The organism is Ectopseudomonas toyotomiensis (assembly GCF_900115695.1).
In the GTDB taxonomy this organism is placed as follows: Bacteria; Pseudomonadota; Gammaproteobacteria; order Pseudomonadales; family Pseudomonadaceae; genus Aquipseudomonas; species Aquipseudomonas toyotomiensis.
Map to the genome: position 1 here is coordinate 26,931 of NZ_FOXK01000018.1, position 17,386 is coordinate 44,316.

Here is a 17,386-nt window from a genome sequence, read left to right on the forward strand (position 1 = left end):
TTTTTACGCAAAAACCCAAAAGATCTCATCTATTGCGTGATAGACGGCGTCGATACAACTGCCAATCCACTGCCCGGCGCAGCTGCGGGGAACCGCTCGAACCTATTCCAATCCAAGCTCAAGCCGATCCCTGCTCAGCGCCTCAAGCGGGCGCCTGGACATGGCGCCATGACGCTATAATCGGCAGTCTTCTGCACACCGCCATTCCAGCTCTCGAAACCAAGGACCCGTTCATGAAAGCGTTAGGCAAGATCCTGGGCCTTTTCTTTCTCGGCTTGCTGCTGATCGTAGTGGCGCTGCTGTTCGCCCTGACTCATCTGTTCGACCCCAACGATTACAAGGACGAGATCCGCCAGATCGCCCGCGACAAGGCCAACCTCGAGCTGCAGCTCAGGGGCGACATCGGCTGGAGCCTGTTCCCCTGGCTGGGTCTGGAGCTGACCGACGCCACCCTGGCCAGCGCCGATACCCCGGACAAACCTTTCGCCGACCTGCGCATGATCGGCCTTTCCGTCCGCGTGATGCCGCTGCTGCGTAAGGAAGTGCAGATGAGCGACATCCGCGTCGACGGACTCAACCTCAACCTCCAGCGTGACGACAAAGGCCATGGCAACTGGGAAGGCGTTGGCCGCCCGGCCCAGGCCAGTGCGCCACAGCAAACGCCCAGCGAGCCGGCGCCGAGCGAAGAAACGCCGCCGAGCCAGCCGAGTGACAAACCGGCCGGCCAGCCGGTCAAACTGGATATCGACAGCCTGACCCTGAGCAACTCGCGCATCGACTACAGCGACGCGCAGAAAGGTCAGCAATTCACCGTCGAGAATATCGAGCTGAAAACCGGCGCCATCCGCGAGGGTGCCAGTATCCCGGTCAAGCTCAGCGCCTTCTTCGGCACCAATCAGCCAGTGCTGCGTGCACGCAGCGAGATTGAAGGCCAGCTACGCTTCGATCGCGCGCTCAAGCGCTATCAGTTCGAAGACCTCAAACTGGCCGGTGAAGCCTCGGGCGAGCCACTCAAGGGCAAGACCCTCAACTTCTCTGCCCAGGGCCAACTGCTGGTGGACCTGGCTGCCAACGTAGCCGAGTGGAATGGCCTCAAGCTATCGGCCAACCAATTGCGCGCCCTCGGCGAGATCAAGGCGCGCGAACTGGGCGAGGACGCCAAGATCTCCGGCGGGCTGTCCATCGCCTCGCTCAACCTGCGCGAGTTCCTCGACGGCATCGGCGTCGAATTGCCGGCCATGCAGGCTGGCGATGCCCTTAACCAGTTCGAGCTGGTCAGCCGCCTGAACGGTTCGAGCAAGGGCATGATGTTCGAAGAGCTCAACCTCAAACTCGACGGCAGCAACTTCACCGGCAAGCTCGGCGTGGCCGATGTCAGCAAGCAGGCACTGCGCATCGACCTCAAGGGCGACAAGCTCGACCTCGATCGCTACCTACCGCCCAAAACCCAGGATAGCGCCGCTGCCGCGCGCAAGGCGGAGGTCAAGGACAGTATCGCCGGCGCCGGCAAGGACGGCTCCACCCCACTGCCCAACAAACCCACCCAGCAGGCCTGGAGCGACGAGAAAGTGCTGCCGGTGGACCAGCTGCGCAAGCTCGACCTGCAACTGGCGCTCAGCCTCGCCCAGCTAACCTACGACAAGCATCAGCTCAGCGACGTCAATCTCAAGGCCAATGGCCGGGGCGGTCTGATCACGGTGGAAGAGGCGCGCGGCAAACTGCAGGGCGGCAGCTTCGTCGGTAGCGGGCGCATAGACGTCCGCCAGGCCGAGCCGATGCTCAGCGTGGAAAAGCGCGTCAGCCGCATGCCGCTGGAACCACTGCTGAAGAAGGACGATCAGCCGTCGCCGATCAAGGGCCTGCTCGACCTGGATGCCAAATTCAACACCCGCGGCAACAGCCAGAAGGCCTGGATCGAAGCGCTCAATGGCAACGCCAGCTTCGTCCTCAACGACGGCGTGCTGGTCGACGCCAACCTCGAACAGCAACTGTGCCGCGGCATCGCCACCCTCAACCGCAAGGCGTTGAGTAACCCGCCAACCGGCAAGGACACCCCCTTCCGCGAACTCAAGGGCAGCCTCAGCGTGCGCGATGGCGTCGCCCATAACCCGGACCTCAAGGCCCAGGTGCCGGGTCTGGCAGTCAGCGGCAACGGCGACCTCGACCTGCGTGTGCTCGGCCTCGACTACAAGGTCGGTATCACCTTGGAAGGCGACCAGCGCGAAATGCCGGACCCGGCCTGCCAGGTCAACGAGCGCTACGTCGGCATCGAATGGCCGCTGCGCTGTCGCGGCCCGCTGGAGCTCGGCGCCAAGGCCTGCCGCCTGGATCAGGACGGCCTGGGCAAGATCGCTGCGCGCCTGGCCGGCAACAAGCTGACCGAGAAGCTGGAAGAGAAGCTCGGTGACAAGGTCAGCCCGGATCTGAAAGACGCACTCAAGGGCCTGTTCAACCGATGAGCCCCGAGCAGTTCAACGGCGCCGTGCTGGCCTGGTACGACCAGCACGGGCGCAAGGATCTGCCCTGGCAGCAGAACATCACGCCGTACCGTGTCTGGGTGTCGGAAATCATGCTGCAGCAGACCCAGGTCAGCACCGTGCTCGGCTACTTCGACCGTTTTATGGCCGCATTACCCACGGTACGCGACCTAGCCGAAGCTCCCGAGGATGAAGTACTGCACCTGTGGACCGGCCTGGGTTACTACACCCGCGCGCGCAACCTGCAGAAGACCGCACAGATCGTCATGCGTGAGCACGGTGGCGAGTTCCCGCGCAGCGTCGAGGCGCTGGCCGAACTGCCCGGCATTGGTCGCTCCACCGCCGGCGCCATCGCCAGTCTGAGCATGGGCGTACGAGCGCCGATCCTCGACGGCAACGTCAAGCGTGTGCTGGCGCGCTACGTGGCGCAGGAGGGCTACCCAGGCGAGCCGAAAGTGGCCAAACAGCTGTGGGACGTGGCAGAGCGCTTCACCCCGCATGAACGCGTCAACCACTACACCCAGGCGATGATGGACCTCGGCGCCACCCTCTGCACACGAAGCAAACCCACCTGCCTGCTGTGCCCGGTGCGCAGCGGCTGCCAGGCGCATCTGCTCGGCCTGGAAATCCGCTACCCGGTGCCCAAGCCGCGCAAGACACTGCCGCAGAAACGCACGCTGATGCCGCTGCTGGTCAATCACGCCGGTGACATCCTGCTCTATCGCCGCCCCTCAACCGGGCTATGGGGCGGACTGTGGAGCCTGCCGGAGCTGGACGACCTCTCCCAGCTCGATGAACTCGGCAGACAACAACAGCTCCAACTCGGCGAGCGCCGCGAGCTGGAAGGCCTGACCCACACCTTCAGCCATTTCCAGTTGGCCATCGAACCCTGGCTGATTGAGGCAACCGAACAGCCGGGTCGCGTGGCCGAGGCCGACTGGCTCTGGTATAACCTCGCCACCCCGCCGCGCCTGGGCCTCGCCGCCCCGGTGAAGAAGCTGCTCAAGCGCGCGGCGCAAGTCATTACCGCCGGAGAACCGACATGACCCGCACCGTGCTGTGCCGCAAATACAAACAGGAACTGCCCGGCCTGGATCGCGCGCCCTACCCCGGCCCCAAGGGTGAAGACATCTTCACCAACGTTTCCAAGCAAGCCTGGGACGAGTGGCAAAAGCACCAGACCATGCTGATCAATGAGCGTCGCCTGAACATGATGAACGCCGAAGACCGCAAGTTCCTGCAAGCCGAGATGGACAAGTTCCTCTCCGGCGAGGAATACGCCCAGGCCGAAGGCTACGTACCGCCGAGCGAATAAGACGTAGGGTGCGCCGCGCGCACCAGGGCATCTACAGGGCGGTGCGCACGGCGCACCCTACCCTCACGAACCTAAGCGCCCGAAATAATTAAATATTTTTCAAACCCGCGCTTGACACTGATCCTTCAAATCCGTCTAATAGCGCCCCGTTGGCCCAGGTAGCTCAGTTGGTAGAGCAGGGGATTGAAAATCCCCGTGTCGGCGGTTCGATTCCGTCCCTGGGCACCATGAATAGCAAACGAAGAGCCTCAGCCATGTGCTGGGGCTTTTTGCTTTCTGTCTCCGGCAATTTTCGTGTGCCATTGTTTCGCCTGCGCGACAAGCAACTGTAACCAGGCGACACCTGCAACCCGGCGACCCTCTATCGCCCAGCAAACGGCTTGGCGGTCACGGAAACGCTATGCTAGCTTGGCCGCCAGCCAGGACGGCCCGCCGTACGCCGGAGTGCATTCGAAGAAGAAGAGGACACCACCCCATGGCCGAGGCGACGCCCGCGCTGGAAATCCGCAACCTGCACAAACGCTACGGCGATCTCGAAGTGCTCAAGGGTATTTCACTGACGGCCAAAGACGGCGACGTCATCTCCATTCTCGGCTCTTCCGGCTCCGGCAAGTCCACTTTCCTACGCTGCATCAATCTGCTGGAAAACCCGCATCAGGGTCAGATTTTCGTCGCTGGCGAGGAGCTCAAGCTCAAGGCCGCGAAGAATGGCGATTTGGTTGCTGCCGACAACAGGCAGATCAACCGCCTGCGCAGCGAGATCGGTTTCGTCTTCCAGAACTTCAACCTGTGGCCGCACATGAGCGTGCTCGACAACATCATCGAGGCGCCGCGCCGCGTGCTTGGCCAGAGCAAGGCCGAAGCCATCGAGGTGGCCGAGGCGCTGCTGGCCAAGGTCGGCATCGCCGACAAGCGTCATGTGTATCCCAACCAGCTTTCCGGCGGCCAGCAGCAACGCGCAGCCATCGCCCGCACCCTGGCCATGCAGCCGAAGGTGATCCTGTTCGACGAGCCGACTTCGGCGCTCGACCCGGAGATGGTACAAGAAGTGCTTAATGTGATTCGCGCGCTTGCCGATGAGGGTCGCACTATGCTGCTGGTGACCCATGAAATGAGTTTCGCTCGCCAGGTTTCCAGTGAGGTGGTGTTCCTCCACCAAGGCCTGGTCGAGGAACAGGGGCCACCCGCCCAGGTGTTTGACAACCCCAACTCGGCACGCTGTAAACAATTCATGTCCAGCAATCGCTAACACGGAGCAACATGCATGCAGAACTATAAGAAGATCCTGCTGGCCGCAGCCGCTACCCTGGCTTTCGGCACCAGCGCTGTCGCAGCTGACAAACTGAAACTCGGCACCGAAGGCGCCTACCCACCCTTCAACCTGATCGACGCCAGTGGCAAGGTCACCGGCTTCGACGTGGAAATCGGCCAGGCGCTGTGCGCCAAGATGCAGGCCGAGTGCGAAGTGGTCACCTCTGACTGGGATGGCATCATCCCAGCCCTGAACGCCAAGAAATTTGACTTCCTGATCGCTTCGATGTCGATCACTGAAGAGCGTCAGGCAGCGGTCGACTTTACCGAGCCCTACTACACCAACAAGCTGCAGTTCATCGCACCGAAATCGGCCGACTTCAAGACCGATGCCGGCAGCCTCAAAGGCAAGGTGATCGGTGCGCAGCGCGCTACCATTGCCGGCACCTGGCTGGAAGACAACCTGGACAAGGTGGTCGACATCAAGCTGTATGACACTCAGGAAAACGCCTACCTCGACCTGGCTTCCGGCCGTCTCGACGGCGTACTGGCTGACACCTTCGTCAACTGGGAATGGCTCAAGAGCGACGCAGGCAAGGACTTCGAGTTCAAGGGCGACCCGGTATTCGACAACGACAAGATCGGCATCGCCGTGCGCAAGGGCGACCCGCTGCGCGAGAAGCTGAACACCGCTCTGCAGGCCATCATCGAAGACGGCACCTACAAGCAGATCAACGACAAGTACTTCCCGTTCAGCATCTATTGATGACCTGACGGCATTGCGCCGCCCAATGGGCGGCGCAGTTGCCCGAGCCCTCCGATGATTTTCGAACTCCACGGATTCGGCCCCGCCCTGGCCGCCGGCACCCTGATGACCATCCAACTGGCGCTGTCCGCGCTGGCAGTGGGTCTGGTGCTTGGCCTGCTCGGTGCGCTGGCCAAGACTTCGCCCTACAAGCCGCTGCAGTGGCTCGGCGGCAGCTATTCCACCATCGTGCGCGGCGTACCCGAATTGCTCTGGGTGCTGCTGATCTATTTCGGCACGGTTGGCCTGATGCGCAGCCTGGCCGACCTGCTTGGCGTCGAGAGCCTCGAACTCTCCGCCTTCGCCGCGGGCACCATTGCCCTCGGCCTGTGTTTCGGCGCCTACGCCACCGAAGTGTTCCGTGGCGCCATTCTGGCGATCCCCAAGGGCCACCGCGAAGCCGGCATGGCACTCGGCATGTCCAAGGCGCGCATTCTCTGGAAGTTGATCCTGCCGCAGATGTGGCGCATCGCCCTGCCCGGCCTGGGCAACCTGTTCATGATTCTGATGAAGGACACCGCGCTGGTGTCGGTGATCGGCCTGGAGGAGATCATGCGCCGTTCGCAGATCGCCGTGACCGCCAGCAAGGAGCCCTTCACCTTCTACATGGTCGCCGCCTTCATTTATCTGGGCCTGACCGTTCTCGCCATGATCGGCCTGCATTTCCTCGAGAAGCGCGCTAGCCGCGGCTTCGTCCGGAGCGCGTCATGAACTGGGAAGTCATCATCAAGTGGCTGCCGCGCCTGTCCGAAGGTGCGCTGCTGACCCTGGAGCTGGTGGCCATCGCGGTCGTCGCCGGCCTAATCCTCGCACTGCCGATGGGCATCGCCCGCGCATCCAAGCACTGGTACGTGCGTGCCCTGCCCTATGGCTACATCTTCTTCTTCCGCGGCACACCGCTGCTGGTACAGCTGTTTTTGGTCTACTACGGCCTGGCGCAATTCGACGCGGTGCGCCAGGGCCCACTCTGGCCCTACCTGCGCTCGCCGTACTGGTGCGCGATCATCACCATGACCCTGCACACCGCCGCCTATATCGCCGAGATTCTGCGCGGCGCGATTCAGGCCGTACCGCCCGGAGAAGTGGAAGCGGCGCGCGCGCTGGGCATGTCGCGGGCCAAGACCATGTTCTACATCATCCTGCCGCGTGCAGCACGCATCGGCCTGCCGGCCTACAGCAACGAAGTGATCCTGATGCTCAAGGCCAGCGCCCTGGCCAGCACCGTGACGCTGCTGGAGCTGACCGGCATGGCGCGCACCATCATCGCGCGCACCTATTTGCCGGTGGAGATATTCTTTGCCGCAGGCCTGTTCTACCTGGTCATCGCCTTCGTGCTGGTGCGCGCCTTCCGCCTGCTGGAGCGCTGGCTGCGCGTCGACGCCTGCCAGGGTCGCTAAGCCAACCGGGCAGCCCTCTTGATGTGGGCCGCCTGGCCCAACCAGACGCATACGCACGATGTCCGAGCCCATCCTTACCTCTGGCGATCTGCTCGCTCGCTTCCAGGCCCTGGACAGCTTTCTTCTGCAGCATCAGGCGCTCTGGCGCCCTCGGCCATTTCATTACCTGCAACTGCCATGGGAGAGCAAGCTACCAGAGCTCGCCGCCTGGCTGCGCAGCCGCTCCCTGGAGCAGGCTGAAGCCAGCGACAACAGCCCCTTCGCCCTCTCTGCACCAGCCCCCCTTCCTGAGCTGGCCCACCAAGCGCAAGCGCTTAGCCAGCTGGGCGAGATTCCATACCTGGACAGTCCTCCGCGTGCGCACACCTTCAGCGTCGATGTACCTGGCAGAAAGCTGGCGCAGATCCAGGCCTTCGCAAACCATCTGCAGTTTCGCCAGCGCCCCACGCACTGGCTCGACTGGTGCTCCGGCAAAGGCCACCTAGGTCGCTGGCTGACCCAGAATGACCAGCACCTGACCTGCCTGGAGCACGATCCAGCACTGATCGAGTCCGGTAGCGCACTGAGCAAACGCCTGGGACTGGCTGCCGCACACCTACAGCAGGATGTGCTTGCCGATGATTGCGATCAGTGCGTGACGAAAGAACATACCCCGGTGGCCCTGCACGCCTGTGGCGACCTGCATGTCCGCCTGCTGCAACTGGCCAGCCGCAACGGATGCCCACAACTGGCGGTTGCGCCCTGCTGCTACAACCGCATCGCCGGCCTGCAATACCAAGCGCTCTCGACTGCCGCACAAGCCTCCGCCTTGCGGCTTTCACGCGACGACCTCGGCCTGCCGCTGAGCGAGACCGTTACCGCTGGCGCGCGCGTGCGCAGACAACGCAATCAGTCGATGGCCTGGCGCCTGGCTTTCGATCTGCTGCAACGCCAGCTACGCGGCATCGATGAATACCTGCCAACGCCATCGCTGCCCAGCGACTGGTTGAGCAAACCGTTCCCCAGCTTCTGTCATGACCTCACCGAACTGCGTGAAGTGCCAGCGCCTGGCGAGCAGGACTGGCCGGCACTGGAAGCTCGCGGCTGGCAACGCCTGGCCGAAGTGCGCAATCTGGAGTTGCTGCGCAACCTGTTCCGCCGGCCATTGGAACTCTGGCTGCTGCTCGACCGCGCCCTGTATCTGCAGGAACAGGGCTACGAAGTGAAGCTGGGCACCTTCTGCGATTACCAGCTGAGCCCGCGCAACCTGCTACTACTGGCCGAACGTGCCTGAGTTGCACACAGAAGCTGTGGATAACTCTGTTGATCCTTTCTGGGCAAATGCGCCAAAGCCACTTGGGAATTGCCTCGTAGACATCTGATCATTTTTCGAACAGCCTTCGAAGCCCTAGCAAAAACAATAACTTGCGAAAAATCGTGATCCAGCGCACAGAGCCGGTGCACGGCTATCGGATACGCCTTCTCTTTGTGCATAAGCCAGAAGCTGCTGATAGCCGAGCCCGGAAAAACCTGGCTCGAAGGTGGCTTTACTCAGGCCGATGAATGGATATAATGGCGGCCCTTCAGTGCCGGTATAGCTCAGCTGGTAGAGCAACTGACTTGTAATCAGTAGGTCCCGGGTTCGACTCCTGGTGCCGGCACCATCTAATATCAGGGCCTGCTTTCATGCAGGCCTTTTTTGTTTTTGCTCCTGCCCACATCCGTCGCTTGTTCATTGCACTTACCGCACTCGGCTCGTGGGTATGGCGAAAGGTTACATAGCGAGGTTATGAGCAGATGCGCATTCTTGTTACCGGCGGCGCCGGCTTCATCGGTTCGGCGCTGATTCGCCATCTGATCCAAAGTACCGAGCATCAAGTACTCAACCTCGACAAGTTGACCTACGCCGGCAACCTGGAATCGCTTGCACCCGTTGATGACAACCCGCGCTACCGCTTCGTCCAGGCGGACATCGCCGACAGCCCTGTGGTTGCGCAGACGCTGGCCGAATTCCAGCCCGACGCCATCATGCACCTGGCGGCCGAATCTCATGTCGACCGCTCCATCGATGGCCCAGCGGCCTTTATCCAGACCAATATCGTCGGCACCTACAGCCTGCTGGAAAGCACCCGCGCCTATTGGCTTGGCCTGAGCGCAGAACGCAAAGCGGCCTTTCGCTTCCATCACATTTCCACCGACGAGGTGTACGGCGACCTGCACGGTGTCGATGACCTCTTCACCGAAACCACTCCCTACGCGCCCAGCTCGCCTTATTCAGCGAGCAAGGCGGCGTCCGACCATCTGGTCCGTGCCTGGCAGCGCACCTATGGCCTGCCGGTGTTGATCACCAACTGCTCGAACAACTACGGCCCCTATCATTTCCCCGAAAAGTTGATCCCACTGATGATCCTCAACGCGCTGGCGGGCAAACCGCTGCCGGTGTATGGCAACGGTCAGCAGGTGCGCGACTGGCTGTATGTGGAAGACCACGCGCGCGCCCTGCTCAAGGTGGTCAGCGAAGGTCAGGTCGGCGAGACCTACAACATCGGCGGCCACAACGAGCAGAAGAACCTCGATGTGGTGCGCGCCATCTGCGCACTGCTGGAGGAACTGGCGCCACAGAAGCCGGCTGGTATCGCGCGCTATGAGGACCTCATCACTTACGTGCAGGATCGCCCGGGCCATGACCTGCGCTACGCCATCGACGCTGGCAAGATCGAGCGCGAGCTGGGCTGGGTGCCGCAGGAAACATTCGAAACCGGCCTGCGCAAGACCGTGCAGTGGTACCTGGACAACCTCCACTGGTGCCGCCGCGTGCAGGATGGCAGTTATCAGGGTCAGCGACTCGGCGCACTCTAAGGAGCAGGAACAATGAAAGGCATCATCCTCGCCGGTGGCTCCGGCACTCGTCTGCACCCCATTACCCTCGGCGTGTCCAAGCAGCTGCTGCCGATCTATGACAAGCCGATGATCTACTACCCGTTGTCGGTGCTGATGCTGGCCGGCATTCGCGAGATTCTGATCATCTCCACTCCCGAAGATCTGCCCAACTTCCGCAAGATGCTCGGTGACGGCAGCCAGTTCGGCATCGAACTGCAGTATGCCGAGCAACCTTCTCCCGACGGCCTGGCGCAAGCCTTCCTGATCGGCGAGTCGTTCATTGGTGACGACTCGGTGTGCCTGATCCTCGGCGACAACATCTTCCATGGTCAGCATTTCACCGAGAAGCTACTGCGCGCAGCCACCCACGACAGCGGTGCCACGGTTTTCGGCTACTGGGTCAGCGATCCCGAGCGTTTTGGTGTGGTCGAGTTCGACGCCGCCGGCAATGCGCTGTCGATCGAGGAAAAGCCGGCAAAACCCAAGTCCAGCTTTGCCGTGACCGGCCTGTACTTCTACGACAACGACGTGGTGCAGATCGCCAAGGCAGTGAAACCCTCGCCACGCGGCGAGCTGGAAATCACCGATGTGAACAACGCCTATCTGGCCCGTGGCGACCTGCGCGTTGAGCGCTTCGGCCGCGGTTTCGCCTGGCTCGACACCGGAACCCACGACAGCCTGCTCGATGCCTCGCACTACGTGCAGACCGTGGAAAAGCGCCAGGGCCTGAAGGTCGCCTGTCTCGAAGAAATCGCCTATCAGCAGGGCTGGATCGACCGCGACAAACTGCTCGCGTGCGCCAAGGCGCTGGGCAAGACCGGCTACGGTCAGTACCTGTACAAGCTTGCCGAGGAACTCCCATGAAGGTGATTACCACAGCATTGCCGGAAGTGCTGATTCTCGAACCCCAGGTATTCGGTGACGAACGCGGCTTCTTCTACGAGAGTTTCAACGCACGGCGCTTTGCCGAAGCCACCGGGGTAACCCGCGAATTCGTCCAGGACAATCATTCGCGCTCCGCCCGCGGCGTGCTGCGCGGCCTGCACTATCAACTGCAGCAGGCCCAGGGCAAGCTCGTACGCGTCAGTGCCGGCGAGGTCTATGACGTCGCGGTCGACGTACGCCGCAGCTCGGCGAATTTCGGCAAGTGGGTCGGCGTGCATCTGTCCGCCGAAAACAAACGCCAGCTGTGGGTGCCGGAAGGTTTCGCCCACGGCTTTCTGGTACTCAGCGAATACGCCGAGTTCCTCTACAAGACCACCGACTACTACGCCCCCGCTCATGAGCGCTGCATCCGCTGGGACGACCCACAGGTGGCCATCGACTGGCCGCTCGACGGTCTGTCGCCACAACTCTCCGCCAAGGACCAACAGGGCCTGAGCCTGACCGACGCCGAGACCTTCGCATGAAGATTCTGATCAGCGGCCATACCGGCCAGGTCGCCCGCGAACTGCAACTGGCCCTGCACCAGCACGAACTGATCAGTCTCGGCAGGCAGGCATTCGACCTGTCCCGCCCGGACAGCCTGCGCGAAATCATCCTGCGCGAGCGGCCGGCGCTAGTGATCAATGCCGCCGCGTACACCGCCGTCGATCAGGCCGAACAGGAGCGCGAACTCGCCTTCGCCATCAATGCCGAAGCGCCGGGCGCCATGGCCGATGCCTGCTTCGAGCTGGACATCCCGCTGATCCACTACTCCACCGACTACGTCTTCGACGGCAGCAAGGCCACCCCCTACCGTGAGGCCGATACGCCACACCCCTTGAGCATCTACGGTGCCAGCAAGGCGGCCGGCGAACAGGCGCTGCGCATCAGCGGCTGCGACCACCTGATCCTGCGCACCAGTTGGGTCTACTCGCAGCACGGGCGCAACTTCCTGCTGACCATGCAGCGCCTGCTGCAGGAGCGCGAAGAGCTCAGCGTGGTCAACGACCAGATCGGCGCGCCGACCTGGGCCGGCAGCATCGCCAGCGCCACCGCCGAGCTGATCGACAAGTGGCAGCAGGGGCGCCATCACTGGGGCACCTACCACCTGACCTGTCAGGGCGAGACCAGTTGGTTCGGCTTCGCCAGCGCCATCGCCGAGCGCCTGCGTGCAGCCGGCAAACCCTGCGCCAGGCTACGCCCCATTCCCAGCAGCGAGTACCCGACACCGGCGCAGCGCCCACTCAATTCGCGCCTGGATGGCGAGCGCCTGGAGCAAGACTGGCAGGTTCGCATGCCGGACTGGCGCACAGCACTGGATGCCTGCCTGCAACGCATGAACTGAAGGCCCTGCGTTTCATCCGCGCGGCCAGTGCGCATCACCGGCCACGCGCTTAACGTGCATAATGCGCCGATCATTTCTGCACGGTTTGCCATGAGCACGAACACTGCCACTCCCCGTCGCCTGCGCTGGCGCAGCCTCGTGCTGTTGGCGCTGCTGCTTGCGCCACTGCTATGGCCCGTTCACTTCCTGGCCGAGCGCTACTACCGCGAAGTGCTGATCGAACAGAACCGGCAAACCCTCGATCTGTATGTGGCCAACCTGCTCGGCACGCTGCGCCGCTACGAAGTACTGCCGCAGATTCTTGGCGATCTGCCGGGCCTGCGCGCGGCCCTGCATGCGCCTGAAGATCCGACCGCGCTGGACAACGCCAACCGACTGCTGGCCCGCGTGAAGAGCCAGACCGGCGCCGACGTGATCTACCTGATGAACCCGCGCGGCGTCACCCTGGCTGCCTCCAACTGGGACAAGCCCGACAGCTTCGTCGCCGGCAATTTCGCCTTTCGCCCGTATTTTCGTGAAGCATTGGCCGGGCGCCTGGGGCGCTTCTTCGGCCTGGGTACAACGTCCGGCAAGCGCGGTTACTACTTCGCCTATCCGGTGCGCGAGGACGACCACAATATCGGCGCACTGGTGGTCAAGGTCGACCTCGATCACACCGAAACCCTATGGGGCAACACCCCGGAGCAACTGCTGGTCACCGACACCAATGGCGTCGTCATTCTCACTTCACGCCCGGACTGGCGCTTCCACGCCAGCCGTCCGCTGGACCGGGTCGAGCAATCGGCCATCGCCGCCAACCAGCCCTACCCGACCCAGGCGCCGCCCCTGCTCGATATCGATCCCAACGCCTGGCTGACACAAAGCCGCTCCCTGGAAGAAACCGGCTGGACGGTGAGCATTCTCGCCCCACGCATCCTCCTCGACCGCCCCGTGCGCAGCGCCGTGGCCGTCGGGGCAGCCGCCCTGCTGGCACTGCTGTTGCTGCTCGGCCTGCTGATCCTCCGTCGCCGTCATTACTTGGAACGCATTGCCCTCGACGCACGCGCCAAAGCCGAACTGGAGCAACGCGTGACTGAACGCACGCAGGACCTGGAACTGCTCAACAGCCGCCTCAAGCAGGAAGTGCTCGAGCGTGAACAGGCTCAGCAGGAGCTGGTGCGCGCTCAGGACGAGCTGGTCCAGGCCGGTAAACTGTCGGCGCTCGGCACCATGAGTGCCAGCATCAGCCACGAACTCAACCAGCCGCTGGGGGCGATCCGCAGTTATGCGGAGAACGCCAGTACCCTGCTCGATCACCAGCGCAGCGACGATGCCCGCGCCAACCTCAAGCTGATCAGCGAGCTGACCGAGCGCATGGCCTCGATCATCACCCATTTGCGCGCCTTTGCCCGCCGCGACCGCCACGCGCCGGAGCGGGTTGCCCTGCAACCAGCGCTGGACGATGCCCTGGCGCTGTTGGCCAAGCGCCGCCGGGCCATGGACGTGGAACTGATTCGCGATCTGCCGGACGCCACCCTCTGGGTCCAAGCTGGCGAGACGCGGTTGCGTCAGGTGCTGGGCAATCTGCTCGGCAATGCGCTCGATGCGTTGATCGATAAAGCACCTCCACGGCGCATCTGGATCAGCATCGAGCATCAAGCCGAGCACCTTCACCTGCTGCTGCGTGACAATGGCCCCGGCTTCTCGCCCGAATCACTGGCGCGCGCGCGTGAGCCCTTCTTCACCACCAAGACCAGCGCCCAGGGCCTAGGGCTAGGGCTGGCCATCTGCGACAGCCTGGTGCGCGCGCTGGACGGCGAACTACTGCTGGCCAATCATCCATCCGGTGGTGCGCTGATCACCCTGCGCCTGCGCCTGGCCACCCCCGGCGTCAACCTGCAACCCTCAGAGGACCCTTCGCCATGACCAGCGACAGCGCCATCGACAGCCGCATTCAGGTACTGCTGATCGACGACGACGCCCATCTGCGCCAGGCACTCAGCCAGACGCTCGACCTGGCCGGGCTCAAGGTCCTCAGCCTGGGCAATGCGCAGGGTCTGGCCGCGCGCATTCCCGCTGGCTGGCCAGGCGTGGTGGTCAGCGATATCCGCATGCCCGGCATCGATGGCCTGCAACTGCTGCAGCAATTGCGCGAGCGTGATGCCGAGCTACCCGTGCTGCTGATCACTGGCCATGGTGACGTGCCGCTGGCCGTACAGGCGATGCGCGCCGGCGCCTACGACTTTCTGGAAAAACCCTTCGCCAATGATGATCTGCTCGACAGCGTACGCCGCGCGCTGGAACTGCGCCGCCTGGTGCTGGACAACCGCAGCCTGCGTACGGCGCTCAACGACCGCCAGCAACTGTCCAGCCGCCTGGTTGGCCAGTCACCGGCCATGCAACGCCTGCGCGAACAGATCGGTGCACTTGCCAGCATCGCCACCGATGTACTGATTCTCGGCGAGACCGGCGCCGGTAAAGAGGTGGTCGCACGCGCCCTGCACGATCTGTCCAACCGTCGCGAAGGGCCCTTCGTCGCCATCAACGCCGGCGCACTGGCCGAGTCGGTGGTGGAAAGCGAGCTGTTCGGCCACGAGGCCGGCGCCTTTACCGGCGCGCAGAAACGGCGCATCGGCAAGTTCGAGTTCGCCAACGGCGGCACCCTGTTCCTCGACGAGATCGAGAGCATGAGTATGGATGTGCAGGTCAAGCTGCTGCGCCTGCTGCAGGAACGCGTGGTCGAGCGCCTCGGTGGTAATCAGCTGATCCCACTGGATATCCGCGTGATCGCCGCGACCAAGGAAGACCTGCGCCAGGCCGCCGATGCCGGGCGCTTCCGCGCCGACCTTTACTACCGCCTCAACGTTGCGCCGCTGTCCATCCCGCCGCTGCGCGAGCGCGGCGAGGACGCCCTGCTGCTGTTCCAGCATTTCGCCGAAGGGGCGGCCGCCCGCCACGCCCTGGCGCCACGTGAACTGCAACCGGGGCAGCGTGCGCTGCTGCTGCGTCATCCCTGGCCAGGCAACGTACGTGAGTTGCAGAACGCCGCCGAGCGCTTCGCGCTGGGCCTGGAGCTGGCGCTCGACAGCAACGCGCCAAACCTGCCACCGGTCAACGGCGGCCTCAGCGAACAGGTCGAAGCCTTCGAGCGCGCCCTCATCGCCGCCGAGCTGAGCCGCCCGCACGGCTCGCTACGCAGCCTGGCCGAAGCCCTGGGCGTGCCGCGCAAGACCCTGCACGACAAACTGCGTAAGCATGGGCTGAATTTCTCCGGCGCTGGCGGAAGCTCGCCAGAGGACTTCGACTGACTGGCGGCAAACCGCCAAATCCGAACGTAACGATAGGCCGGGGAGCGCTTCGAAAGGCCCGCGCCGCGATTGGCCAGAAGCCATCAAGACCTCTGGCCAAGGGCTTTTGCGCACTTGTCATGCGCATGCCACAGAGGTCTGGCACAAGGGTTGCTCTAGATTTGCCCCAAGCGAACCCACAAGTACAAGTCCAGGCCTCGCTAATGCCTTCGGCGTTTTTCTCCAAGCCGCCTAGACTTGCTCTTGTCCGTTCGTCAGCTGCGCCCCGGCGCAAATGCGATAAACACAACAAGAGGAAGCATCCGCATGTTCAAACTGACTGCCAAGGCGCTGGCTTGCGCCCTGTCCCTGTCCATCGCTGGCGTGGTTCACGCTGCCGACCCGATCGTCATAAAGTTCTCCCACGTGGTTGCCGAGCACACCCCGAAAGGTCAGGGTGCCGTGCTGTTCAAGCAACTGGCTGAAGAGCGTCTGGGCGACAAGGTCAAGGTCGAGGTCTACCCGAACTCCTCGCTGTTCGGTGACGGCAAGGAAATGGAAGCGCTGCTGCTCGGCGACGTCCAGATCATCGCCCCGTCCCTGGCCAAGTTCGAGCATTACACCAAGCAGCTGCAGGTATTCGACCTGCCGTTCCTGTTCGACGACATGGCTGCAGTCGATCGCTTCCAGAAAGGTCCGGAAGGCCAGAAACTGCTGACCTCCATGACCGACAAGGGCATCACCGGTCTGGCCTACTGGCACAACGGTCTGAAGCAGCTGTCGGCCAACAAGGCGCTGCTGGAGCCGAAAGACGCCCGTGGCCTGAAGTTCCGCGTACAGGCTTCCGCCGTACTGGAAGAGCAGTTCAAGGCCGTGCGCGCCAACCCGCGCAAGATGAGCTTCGCCGAGGTATATCAGGGCCTGCAGACTGGTGTGGTCAACGGTGCCGAGAACCCCTACTCGAACATCTACAGCCAGAAGATGCACGAAGTTCAGAAGTACATCACCGAGTCCAACCATGGTCTGCTGGACTACATGCTGATCACCAACACCAAGTTCTGGGAAGGTCTGCCGGCTGACGTACGCGACGAGCTGAACAAGATCATCGCCGAGGTCACCGTCGAGGTGAACAAGCAGGCTGACGCCCTCAACGAAGGCGACAAGCAGCGCATCGTCGAAGCAGGCACCACCGAGATCCTGACCCTGACTCCTGAGCAGCGCGGCCAATGGCGCGATGCCATGCAGCCGGTATGGAAGAAGTTCGAAGGCGAGATCGGCGCTGACCTGATCAAGGCCGCGCAAGCAGCCAACCAGTAATAAGGCCGGAGAGCCGTAGGGTGGGCAGAGCGTCGATGCTCTGACCCACCACGACGCCCGCGACGGGCGTCGATCAACGCTGTAACCGGTGGGCCGGCTACCGTCCCACCCTACGCCCTTTCCATTCGGGAGAACCGACCATGAACGCCTTGCGGCGCGTCTGGGAGCACTTCGAGGAAGGCTTCATTGCTTTCCTCCTGGCGGCCATGACGCTGATCACTTTCGTCTACGTGATCCTCAACAACTTCTACACCCTGTTCTATTGGCTGGGTGATGCCTTCGGCGGTAACGAGTTTCTGCTCGCTATCGGCGACTCCATTCTCGACATGGCTCAGGCGATGACCTGGAGCAATGCCCTGACCAAGGCCCTGTTCGGCTGGCTGATCTTCTTCGGCCTGGCCTACGGCGTGCGTACTGCCGGCCACATCGG

At 62.9% G+C, this 17,386-nt stretch carries 15 protein-coding genes, 2 tRNA genes and 1 pseudogene; all 18 read left to right on the forward strand.

Features of this window, described 5'->3' with window-relative positions; translation table 11 throughout:
• The first annotated feature begins 233 nt into the window (after nucleotides 1–233).
• A complete protein-coding gene (locus BM186_RS25070) occupies nucleotides 234–2,459 on the forward strand; it encodes an AsmA family protein (protein WP_074919094.1) in 2,226 nt (741 codons plus the stop codon).
• Nucleotides 2,456–3,523, forward strand: coding sequence for an A/G-specific adenine glycosylase (mutY, locus tag BM186_RS25075; RefSeq protein WP_074919096.1), 1,068 nt, complete (start codon nucleotides 2,456–2,458; stop codon nucleotides 3,521–3,523). The genes BM186_RS25070 and mutY overlap by 4 nt, the downstream gene beginning before the upstream one ends.
• Nucleotides 3,520–3,792, forward strand: a complete 273-nt coding sequence (locus BM186_RS25080) for an oxidative damage protection protein (protein ID WP_017675953.1) — start codon at nucleotides 3,520–3,522, stop codon at nucleotides 3,790–3,792. Before mutY ends, BM186_RS25080 begins: the two co-directional genes overlap by 4 nt.
• A gap of 152 nt (nucleotides 3,793–3,944) precedes the next feature.
• A tRNA-Phe gene (locus BM186_RS25085) sits at nucleotides 3,945–4,020 on the forward strand.
• A gap of 247 nt (nucleotides 4,021–4,267) precedes the next feature.
• Nucleotides 4,268–5,041: an ABC transporter ATP-binding protein gene (locus BM186_RS25090; protein WP_072424824.1), complete on the forward strand. Its 774-nt coding sequence runs from the start codon at nucleotides 4,268–4,270 to the stop codon at nucleotides 5,039–5,041.
• A 15-nt stretch (nucleotides 5,042–5,056) separates the two neighbouring features.
• The gene (locus tag BM186_RS25095) at nucleotides 5,057–5,809 is read left to right on the forward strand and encodes an ABC transporter substrate-binding protein (RefSeq protein WP_045735743.1); all 753 of its coding nucleotides are present in this window, start codon (nucleotides 5,057–5,059) and stop codon (nucleotides 5,807–5,809) included.
• A gap of 54 nt (nucleotides 5,810–5,863) precedes the next feature.
• Complete coding sequence (locus BM186_RS25100; RefSeq protein WP_072424823.1) at nucleotides 5,864–6,559, forward strand: ABC transporter permease; 696 nt, start codon at nucleotides 5,864–5,866, stop codon at nucleotides 6,557–6,559.
• Entirely contained in the window at nucleotides 6,556–7,245 is a 690-nt protein-coding gene (locus tag BM186_RS25105) for an ABC transporter permease (RefSeq protein WP_045735745.1), read from the forward strand. Before BM186_RS25100 ends, BM186_RS25105 begins: the two co-directional genes overlap by 4 nt.
• Before the next feature lie 58 nt (nucleotides 7,246–7,303).
• The gene (locus BM186_RS25110; protein WP_074919098.1) at nucleotides 7,304–8,518 is read left to right on the forward strand and encodes a methyltransferase; all 1,215 of its coding nucleotides are present in this window, start codon (nucleotides 7,304–7,306) and stop codon (nucleotides 8,516–8,518) included.
• Between the two features lie 294 nt (nucleotides 8,519–8,812).
• Nucleotides 8,813–8,888: transfer RNA gene (locus BM186_RS25115), tRNA-Thr, on the forward strand.
• Between the two features lie 133 nt (nucleotides 8,889–9,021).
• A complete protein-coding gene (gene rfbB, locus BM186_RS25120; RefSeq protein WP_074919100.1) occupies nucleotides 9,022–10,083 on the forward strand; it encodes a dTDP-glucose 4,6-dehydratase in 1,062 nt (353 codons plus the stop codon).
• Nucleotides 10,084–10,095: 12 nt separating this feature from the next.
• A complete protein-coding gene (gene rfbA / locus BM186_RS25125) occupies nucleotides 10,096–10,968 on the forward strand; it encodes a glucose-1-phosphate thymidylyltransferase RfbA (RefSeq protein WP_072424820.1) in 873 nt (290 codons plus the stop codon).
• The gene (gene rfbC, locus BM186_RS25130; RefSeq protein WP_074919102.1) at nucleotides 10,965–11,513 is read left to right on the forward strand and encodes a dTDP-4-dehydrorhamnose 3,5-epimerase; all 549 of its coding nucleotides are present in this window, start codon (nucleotides 10,965–10,967) and stop codon (nucleotides 11,511–11,513) included. The genes rfbA and rfbC overlap by 4 nt, the downstream gene beginning before the upstream one ends.
• Nucleotides 11,510–12,373, forward strand: coding sequence for a dTDP-4-dehydrorhamnose reductase (rfbD, locus tag BM186_RS25135; protein WP_074919104.1), 864 nt, complete (start codon nucleotides 11,510–11,512; stop codon nucleotides 12,371–12,373). Before rfbC ends, rfbD begins: the two co-directional genes overlap by 4 nt.
• A 90-nt stretch (nucleotides 12,374–12,463) precedes the next feature.
• Nucleotides 12,464–14,278, forward strand: coding sequence for a sensor histidine kinase (locus tag BM186_RS25140; protein ID WP_072424817.1), 1,815 nt, complete (start codon nucleotides 12,464–12,466; stop codon nucleotides 14,276–14,278).
• Nucleotides 14,275–15,660, forward strand: coding sequence for a sigma-54-dependent transcriptional regulator (locus BM186_RS25145; RefSeq protein ID WP_074919106.1), 1,386 nt, complete (start codon nucleotides 14,275–14,277; stop codon nucleotides 15,658–15,660). The genes BM186_RS25140 and BM186_RS25145 overlap by 4 nt, the downstream gene beginning before the upstream one ends.
• 306 nt (nucleotides 15,661–15,966) lie before the next feature.
• Nucleotides 15,967–16,956 (forward strand): C4-dicarboxylate TRAP substrate-binding protein DctP, encoded by a 990-nt coding sequence (dctP, locus tag BM186_RS25150; protein ID WP_072424815.1) that lies wholly within the window; start codon nucleotides 15,967–15,969, stop codon nucleotides 16,954–16,956.
• Nucleotides 16,957–17,096: 140 nt separating this feature from the next.
• Nucleotides 17,097–17,386 (forward strand): annotated as a pseudogene (locus BM186_RS25155) (C4-dicarboxylate ABC transporter); the annotation flags it as partial.

What these genes read in the sequence shown, in the direction of transcription:
- BM186_RS25070 (WP_074919094.1), top strand. Translation starts at nt 234, where the DNA reads ATGAAAGCGTTAGGCAAGATCCTGGGCCTTTTCTTTCTCGGCTTGCTG.
- mutY (WP_074919096.1), top strand. Translation starts at nt 2,456, where the DNA reads ATGAGCCCCGAGCAGTTCAACGGCGCCGTGCTGGCCTGGTACGACCAG.
- BM186_RS25080 (WP_017675953.1), top strand. Translation starts at nt 3,520, where the DNA reads ATGACCCGCACCGTGCTGTGCCGCAAATACAAACAGGAACTGCCCGGC.
- BM186_RS25090 (WP_072424824.1), top strand. Translation starts at nt 4,268, where the DNA reads ATGGCCGAGGCGACGCCCGCGCTGGAAATCCGCAACCTGCACAAACGC.
- BM186_RS25095 (WP_045735743.1), top strand. Translation starts at nt 5,057, where the DNA reads ATGCAGAACTATAAGAAGATCCTGCTGGCCGCAGCCGCTACCCTGGCT.
- BM186_RS25100 (WP_072424823.1), top strand. Translation starts at nt 5,864, where the DNA reads ATGATTTTCGAACTCCACGGATTCGGCCCCGCCCTGGCCGCCGGCACC.
- BM186_RS25105 (WP_045735745.1), top strand. Translation starts at nt 6,556, where the DNA reads ATGAACTGGGAAGTCATCATCAAGTGGCTGCCGCGCCTGTCCGAAGGT.
- BM186_RS25110 (WP_074919098.1), top strand. Translation starts at nt 7,304, where the DNA reads ATGTCCGAGCCCATCCTTACCTCTGGCGATCTGCTCGCTCGCTTCCAG.
- rfbB (WP_074919100.1), top strand. Translation starts at nt 9,022, where the DNA reads ATGCGCATTCTTGTTACCGGCGGCGCCGGCTTCATCGGTTCGGCGCTG.
- rfbA (WP_072424820.1), top strand. Translation starts at nt 10,096, where the DNA reads ATGAAAGGCATCATCCTCGCCGGTGGCTCCGGCACTCGTCTGCACCCC.
- rfbC (WP_074919102.1), top strand. Translation starts at nt 10,965, where the DNA reads ATGAAGGTGATTACCACAGCATTGCCGGAAGTGCTGATTCTCGAACCC.
- rfbD (WP_074919104.1), top strand. Translation starts at nt 11,510, where the DNA reads ATGAAGATTCTGATCAGCGGCCATACCGGCCAGGTCGCCCGCGAACTG.
- BM186_RS25140 (WP_072424817.1), top strand. Translation starts at nt 12,464, where the DNA reads ATGAGCACGAACACTGCCACTCCCCGTCGCCTGCGCTGGCGCAGCCTC.
- BM186_RS25145 (WP_074919106.1), top strand. Translation starts at nt 14,275, where the DNA reads ATGACCAGCGACAGCGCCATCGACAGCCGCATTCAGGTACTGCTGATC.
- dctP (WP_072424815.1), top strand. Translation starts at nt 15,967, where the DNA reads ATGTTCAAACTGACTGCCAAGGCGCTGGCTTGCGCCCTGTCCCTGTCC.